Raw genomic sequence first — 6988 nt, forward strand, 5'->3', positions numbered from 1 at the left:
AGTCCCTTCAGACGATCATCGCCAGGGGCTCTTCGATCAGAGCCTTGAATGCGGCAAGCCACCGGGCGCCCGTGGCCCCGTCCACGACCCGATGGTCGCAGGTCATGGTCACAGACATCACCGTGGCGATGGCCAGCTGATCGCCACGCACCACAGGCTGTTTGGCCCCCGCCCCCACCGACAGGATGGCGCCCTGGGGCTCATTGATGATCGAGGCGAAGGTCTTGATGCCGAACATGCCGAGGTTCGAGACGCTGAAGGTGCCCCCCTGGAACTCCTCCGGCTTGAGCTTGCGGGTGCGGGCCCGCTCAGCCAGGTCCTTGGTCTCCTGGGCGATCTCTGCCAGCCCCTTGGTCTCGCACTTGCGGATGATTGGAGTGATCAGTCCCCCGTCGACGGCCACCGCCATGGCGATATCGGCATGGTGATGCAGGGCAATCCCTTCTGGGGAATAGGAGGCGTTGGCCTCGGGCACCCGCTTCAGGGCCACGGCGCAGGCCTTGAGGATGATGTCATTGACGCTGACTTTCACCCCGTCCTTCTCCAGCATCTGGTTGATACGCCCGCGGGCCTCAAGCAGGCGGTCGATCTCCAGCTCTATGGTCAGGGGGAAGTGGGGCACGTCCCGGAAAGAGTCGGTCATTCGCCGGGCGACGGTCTTGCGCATGCCATCCAGCGGGATGAGATCGTAGCTGCCTTCCGCTATCCCCATCTGCTGGAGGAACTGAACCGGGCGGCTCTCGCCTCGGGCCTCTGCGACAGGCATGGTCCCGATGGTGGACTTGGTGCCTGGCTTGGCGTCCTTCACGTCGCGCTCGATGATCCGGCCATGGGGACCTGACCCCTGGATGGCCGAGAGGTCCAGGCCCTTCTGGGCTGCGATCCGTCGGGCCAGGGGCGAGGCGAACACCCGCTCACCGGTCTCCCGGGACGGTGCTGGCTTGAGCGTCGTAGCCGTCGTCTGGGCCACAGCTTTGGCCTCTGTTGGGGCTTGAGCCGGCGCGGGCACCGCTGGGGCGGGCGAGGCCTTGGCTTCGACCCCGCCGGCCAGTCGCGCAATGGGGGTATTGACCTTCACCCCTTCGCTTCCAGCCGCCACCAGGATCGCCTCGACGACGCCATCGTCGACGGCCTCGACCTCCATGGTCGCCTTGTCGGTCTCGATCTCAGCGATGACATCACCGGCTGAGACGGTGTCGCCGGCCTTGACCAGCCACTTGGCGAGGGTGCCCTCCTCCATGGTGGGCGACAGCGCCGGCATCAGGATGTCGGTCATGGGGATTCCTTGGAGAGATGAGCGAGGCCCGCGGCGTGGGCTTCCCAGTTCTGGCCGTCAAAGGGTTCGATCTCGAAGTCCATACCGTCCACCGGATCAAGGCAGCGGACGTTCACCGACCAGCCGTCGGGATTGGACCTGGGGCGATAGAAGCTCTTTACCCCACAGACCTTGCAGAAGGTGTGGCGCGCCACCCCGGTGTTGAAGGCATAGGTGGTGATCTGCCCCTCCCCCTGCAGCAGGCGGAAGTGCCGTTCGGGCACGATGGCATGGATGAAACCCACCATGGCGCAGATCGAGCAGTTGCAGGCCTGCACAGTCATGTTTGGCGCCAGTGCCGCCTCAAACCGGATAGCCCGGCAGTGACAGCCGCCCGCGCGCCAGATCAGGTCACCGGGCGGGGTCATGCCCGATAGGCGACCGCCTTGGCCGCCGTCACGATCTTGTCCACCGACGGCAGAGACGCCGCCTCGAGATTGGCCGCATAGGGTAGCGGCACGTCCTCCTGGCAGACCCGGGCCGGCGGGGCGTCGAGATAGTCAAAGCCGTGTTCGATCACCCGGGCGATAACCTCGGCACCCACCCCCATGGGGCCCCAGCCCTCTTCGATCGTGACCAGGCGATGGGTCTTGCGAACGCTCTCGACGACGGTGGCGTGGTCCATGGGGCGCAGGGTGCGCAGGTCGATGACCTCGGCCTCGATCCCCTCGGCGGCGAGGAGCTCCGCGGCCTTGAGGGCCAGGCCCACCATTCGGGAATAGCCCACAAGGGTCACATCAGTGCCGGTGCGCCGGACCTTGGCCCGGCCAATGGGGACCACATGGTCATCCCCCTCCGGCACGTCGAATTCCTGGCCATAGAGCATCTCATGTTCCAGGAAGACGACCGGATTAGGATCGCGTATCGCGGCCTTCAGCAGCCCCTTGGCGTCGGCTGCGTCATAGGGTGCGACGACCTTCAGGCCCGGCACATGGGCGTACCATGCGGCATAGTCCTGGCTGTGTTGGGCTGCCACCCGGGACGCCGCCCCATTGGGGCCGCGGAACACCACAGGGGTCGTGATCTGGCCGCCGGACATGTAATGGGTTTTGGCCGCCGAGTTAATGATGTGGTCGATGGCCTGCATGGCGAAGTTCCAGGTCATGAACTCCACGATCGGCTTCAGGCCGGCCATGGCCGCCCCCACACCTAGGCCTGCAAAGCCGTGCTCGGTGATCGGGGTGTCGATCACCCGGCGCTCGCCAAACTCCTCCAGCAGTCCCCGGCTGACCTTGTAGGCCCCCTGATACTGAGCGACCTCTTCCCCCATCAGGAAGACGGAGTCATCCCGACGCATCTCCTCGGCCATGGCGTCGCGCAGGGCATCGCGGACCGTGGTCTTGACCATCGTAACCCCCTCCGGGAGTTCGGGATCGGCCGCCACGACGGCGGCCATTGGGGCGGTGACGGGCGCAGCTGCCTCAGGCGCGGCCGCGCTTGGCGGAGCCGGTCTGGCGCTGGAGCTGCCGCCAGACAGACGCGCAATGGGAACATTGACCTTCACCCCTTCGGCGCCCGCCTCGACCAGCAGCGCCTCCACGACGCCTTCGTCCACGGCCTCGACCTCCATGGTCGCCTTGTCGGTCTCGATCTCGGCGATCACGTCACCGGCCGCGACGGTGTCGCCCACCTTGACGTGCCACTTGGCCAGGGTGCCTTCCTCCATGGTGGGGGACAGGGCCGGCATCAGGATGTCGGTCACTGGGCGGCCTCCACATAGACCTCGGTATAGAGCTCGGAGAGTTCCGGCTCCGGGGACGTGCGCGCGAACTCCGCTGCATCGGCGACGATCCGCTTCACCTCGGCGTCGATGGCTTTCAGGGTGGCTTCATCAGCGACCCCGTCCCGTTCCAGCTGTTCACGCAGGTGCTCGATAGGATCGCGGGTCTTACGGACCTCCTCGACCTCCTCCCGGGTGCGGTACTTGGCCGGATCACTCATGGAGTGGCCGCGATAACGATAGGTCTTCATCTCGAGAATGAAGGGGCCTTCGCCGTTGCGGGCATGGGCGGCCGCGCGCTTGGCGGCATCACGGACCGCCAGAACGTCCATGCCGTCCACTTCCTCGCCGGGGATCCGGAAGGAGGTGCCACGCTTGTACATGTGGGTCTCGGAGGACGAACGCTCCAGGGACGTGCCCATGGCGTACTGATTGTTCTCGATCAGATAGACGACAGGCAGCTTCCACAGGGCGGCCATGTTGAAGCTCTCATAGACCTGGCCCTGGTTGGCCGCGCCGTCGCCGAAATAGGTGAAGGCCACCTTGCCGTTGTTGCGATAGCGGTTGGCCAAGGCCAGCCCGGTGCCCAGGGGGGCCGGCGCGCCGACGATCCCATGGCCGCCATAGAAGTTGGCCTCGCGGGAGAACATGTGCATCGACCCGCCCTTGCCCTTGGACGAGCCGCCGGAGCGACCTGTGAGTTCCGCCATGACCTCGTTGGGGTCCATGCCGCAGGCCAGCATATGGCCGTGATCCCGATAGGCGGTGATGACCTGGTCACCCTCCTCCTGGATCGACTGCACGCCAACGGCGATGGCTTCCTGGCCGATGTAGAGGTGGCAGAAGCCCCCGATCAGACCCATGCCGTAGAGTTGCCCGGCTCGCTCCTCGAAGCGCCGGATCAGCAGCATGTCCCGGTAGAATCCCAGGAGACGATCCTTGCCAAGGCTTTCTGCCGCCTCGGCCGGCGGAGCGCCGGTTTTGGCGGCCTGTTTGGCGCGCGCCATGTGAGTCTCCAGGATCGTGTTTGTGTGTGGACAACCTAACCCAGAGCCAAGCGTTCCGTCAGCCGCCAGCGGCGTCTTCGTGCTCGATCCGGATCACATAGTCTTTAGGGTGGCTGTAGCCCAGGAGTGAGCGGGCCCGTTCTTCCAGGAGGTCAGCTGACAGGGATGTGTCGCGCAGCAGCTTGGCGCGGGTTTCCAGATCCTGACGCTCGGCGGTCAGCTGTTTGAGCTCTGCCACCTTCACCGCCAGGGCCTGATTGCGCTGTGCCGAGGTGAGCAGCCCCTGTTCGCCGGTGAAGGCGTGATAGGCGAAATAGGCCAGCAATAGCGCCAGGGCGGCGGTGGACAGGTAGGGGCGGACTGCGTTGAGCACGGTGATTCTGCGTTGATGAAGCTGCAGAGTCTCTGGCTGTGCTTAATTTTGCGTTGCAGCTCAGCGGTTTGCCCGGAGGGTCCGAACCAAGGCCGCCCCACCAAGGCCGCCCCTGGCGATCCCTAGATCTGCTTGATCGCCTTGCGCCCCAAGTAAAGCGCCTGGTCGCCCAGCTCCTGCTCGATGCGCAGCAGCTGGTTGTATTTCGCCGTCCGGTCGGAGCGGGCCAGGGACCCGGTCTTGATCTGCCCGCAGTTCGTAGCGACAGCCAGGTCGGCAATGGTGGAGTCTTCGGTCTCGCCTGAGCGGTGGCTCATCACGGCGGTGTAGCCGGCCCGGTGAGCCATATCGACGGCGTCCAGGGTCTCCGACAGGGTGCCGATCTGATTGACCTTCACCAGGATGGAATTGGCCAGGCCCTGGCTGATCCCGTCCGACAGGCGGGCCGGATTGGTGACGAACAGATCATCGCCCACCAGCTGAACCATGGAACCCAGCCTGTCGGTCAGCAGCTTCCAGCCGGCAAAGTCATCCTCGGCGCAGCCATCCTCGATGGACACGATGGGGAACTTGGCCACCAGGGCGGCCAGATAATCGACCATGCCGGCCGGATCGAAGGTCTTGCCCTCCCCGTCCAGAACATACTTGCCGTTCTTGAAGAACTCGGTGGACGCCACGTCGAGCGCCAGGTGGAAGTGGTCGCCGCAGCGATAACCCGCCGCCTCACCGGCCTTGACGATGAAGGCCAGGGCCTCGTCGGCGCTGCCGATGTTCGGCGCAAAGCCGCCCTCATCGCCCACATTGGTGTTGTGGCCGGCGTCCTTCAGGGCCTTTTTTAGGCTGTGGAAGATTTCTGCGCCCATGCGCAGGCCCTCGGCGAAGGTGTCAGCGCCGGTGGGCAGGATCATGAATTCCTGGATATCGATGGGATTGTCGGCATGGGCGCCCCCATTGATGATGTTCATCATCGGCACCGGCAGCACCCGGGCCGAGACCCCGCCCACATACTTGTAGAGCGGCAGGTTGGCGCTGATGGCCGCAGCCTTGGCCGTCGCCAGGCTGACACCGAGGATGGCGTTGGCGCCCAGGCGCGACTTGTTGGCCGTGCCGTCCAGCTCGATCAGGGTGGCGTCCAGTCGACGCTGGTCCTCGGCCTCGAAGCCGGCCAGGGCGTCATAGATCTCGCCGTTCACCGCATCGATGGCGCCAAGCACGCCCTTGCCCAGGTAGCGCCCCTTGTCCCCGTCCCGCTTTTCCATGGCCTCGTGTGCGCCGGTGGAGGCGCCCGAGGGCACCGCGGCGCGGCCGAGCGCGCCATCTTCCAGCACCACATCGACCTCGATGGTGGGGTTGCCACGGCTGTCGAGGATCTCGCGGGCGGTGATGTCGACGATCTCGGTCATGGCGGTCCTCGTTAGCGGGTCAGCGCAGGGTTGCAGAAAGGCCCGGGAGGCTTAGCCACCTTCGCCCCGCGCGGCAATCGGCCACGCAAAAGGCCCCGCCCTGTTCGGGCGAGGCCTTGATGTCTTGCGACGAAAGACGGGCTCTGACGGAGCCTTAGTCTTCCTTCGGCGTCAGGACCTGACGGCCCTTGTACATGCCGGTCTTCAGGTCGATGTGGTGGGGGCGCTTCAGCTCGCCGGTTTCCTTGTCTTCGACGAAGGAGTTCTTGCCCAGCGCATCGTGGGAGCGCCGCATGTTGCGCCGCGAGGGCGATACTTTTCGCTTAGGAACGGCCATGGGAATCTCGCAGGCGTATAATAATTGAGACGGCGGCCACGGGGGCCGCCGACATGAGCGCGCGTGTATGACGCAATCCGCGAGGGGTTTCAAGCGCTGGAAGAGGCTTTGTGTGAGTGGCAAGCAAGCTCAATCGTCTGCACGGCACGCATCTCAAAATACGCGAGACGCAGGAGCTCTCTCACCGCACGCAAAGCCAGCAGTCTCAGGATACCTCCTCGCTCACTGAGACTCCACTGTATCGCGGCATCGGGCAATGGCAGGGTTTACTTCCCAGGGTCTGCATCGCGTTCCGCATTCAAACCAAGGTTTCCTTAGCTCCGTGATGTCCTCGCAGCCGACAACTCCCTCTGCAGCCACCTCGACGCCAGAAAGCGCCGCTGCAATTTCGCAGGACGCTTGCCGTTCATCGGCAACAAGTCTGGACATAGCAAACCCAGCTTGCTGGCAATCCTCGATCGTACGAAAGCCAGGAATGCGAATGTAATCGTCGCTATTAGCCCGCGCGTACCAAAATAAGTCCACAGGCTCTTTCACCGGACCATTCGGTTCATCACCAGGAGCGCATGACGAAAGAATTGCTATCGCACAAGCGGCACCCATTCTCATGGCAAAATGATGCGATATCATCTTAAAAGCGCCCAGAATTGTGATTCGAATAGTACCGAATAGCAGATTAGCGTTCTGGACGCCCAGTGGACAATCGCAGATGATTAAGGCGCTTTATTCAAACCTTCCCACGGCGTGGGAAAGCTAAACCAACCGGCTCCGTTCCTTCGCCGCGCCGATGAAGCTGGCGAAGAGGGGGTGGGGTTCGAAGGGTCGGCTCTTCA

7 protein-coding genes are annotated in these 6988 nt (G+C 64.2%); all 7 read right to left on the reverse strand.

The genetic code is table 11. The features are described 5' to 3' along the window. Nucleotides 1–7: 7 nt before the first annotated feature. The 7 genes from MH112_RS09920 to rpmF all read right to left on the reverse strand — a co-directional run bounded on the left by MH112_RS09920 (nucleotide 8) and on the right by rpmF (nucleotide 6155). A complete protein-coding gene (locus tag MH112_RS09920) occupies nucleotides 8–1276 on the reverse strand; it encodes a pyruvate dehydrogenase complex dihydrolipoamide acetyltransferase (RefSeq protein ID WP_296567152.1) in 1269 nt (422 codons plus the stop codon). Then, entirely contained in the window at nucleotides 1273–1599 is a 327-nt protein-coding gene (locus MH112_RS09925; RefSeq protein WP_296567154.1) for a GFA family protein, read from the reverse strand. Before MH112_RS09925 ends, MH112_RS09920 begins: the two co-directional genes overlap by 4 nt. 80 nt (nucleotides 1600–1679) lie before the next feature. Further along, complete coding sequence (locus tag MH112_RS09930) at nucleotides 1680–3017, reverse strand: pyruvate dehydrogenase complex E1 component subunit beta (RefSeq protein WP_296567158.1); 1338 nt, start codon at nucleotides 3015–3017, stop codon at nucleotides 1680–1682. Then, entirely contained in the window at nucleotides 3014–4042 is a 1029-nt protein-coding gene (gene pdhA / locus MH112_RS09935) for a pyruvate dehydrogenase (acetyl-transferring) E1 component subunit alpha (RefSeq protein ID WP_296567161.1), read from the reverse strand. Before pdhA ends, MH112_RS09930 begins: the two co-directional genes overlap by 4 nt. 58 nt (nucleotides 4043–4100) lie before the next feature. Continuing rightward, nucleotides 4101–4415 (reverse strand): septum formation initiator family protein, encoded by a 315-nt coding sequence (locus tag MH112_RS09940; RefSeq protein ID WP_296567163.1) that lies wholly within the window; start codon nucleotides 4413–4415, stop codon nucleotides 4101–4103. Between the two features lie 122 nt (nucleotides 4416–4537). Continuing rightward, complete coding sequence (gene eno, locus MH112_RS09945) at nucleotides 4538–5818, reverse strand: phosphopyruvate hydratase (protein WP_296567167.1); 1281 nt, start codon at nucleotides 5816–5818, stop codon at nucleotides 4538–4540. 154 nt (nucleotides 5819–5972) lie between these two features. Further along, nucleotides 5973–6155: a 50S ribosomal protein L32 gene (rpmF, locus tag MH112_RS09950; protein WP_293409299.1), complete on the reverse strand. Its 183-nt coding sequence runs from the start codon at nucleotides 6153–6155 to the stop codon at nucleotides 5973–5975. Nucleotides 6156–6988 lie beyond the last annotated feature (833 nt).

It is taken from the genome of Phenylobacterium sp., assembly GCF_022402485.1.
Classification (GTDB): domain Bacteria; phylum Pseudomonadota; class Alphaproteobacteria; order Caulobacterales; family Caulobacteraceae; genus Phenylobacterium.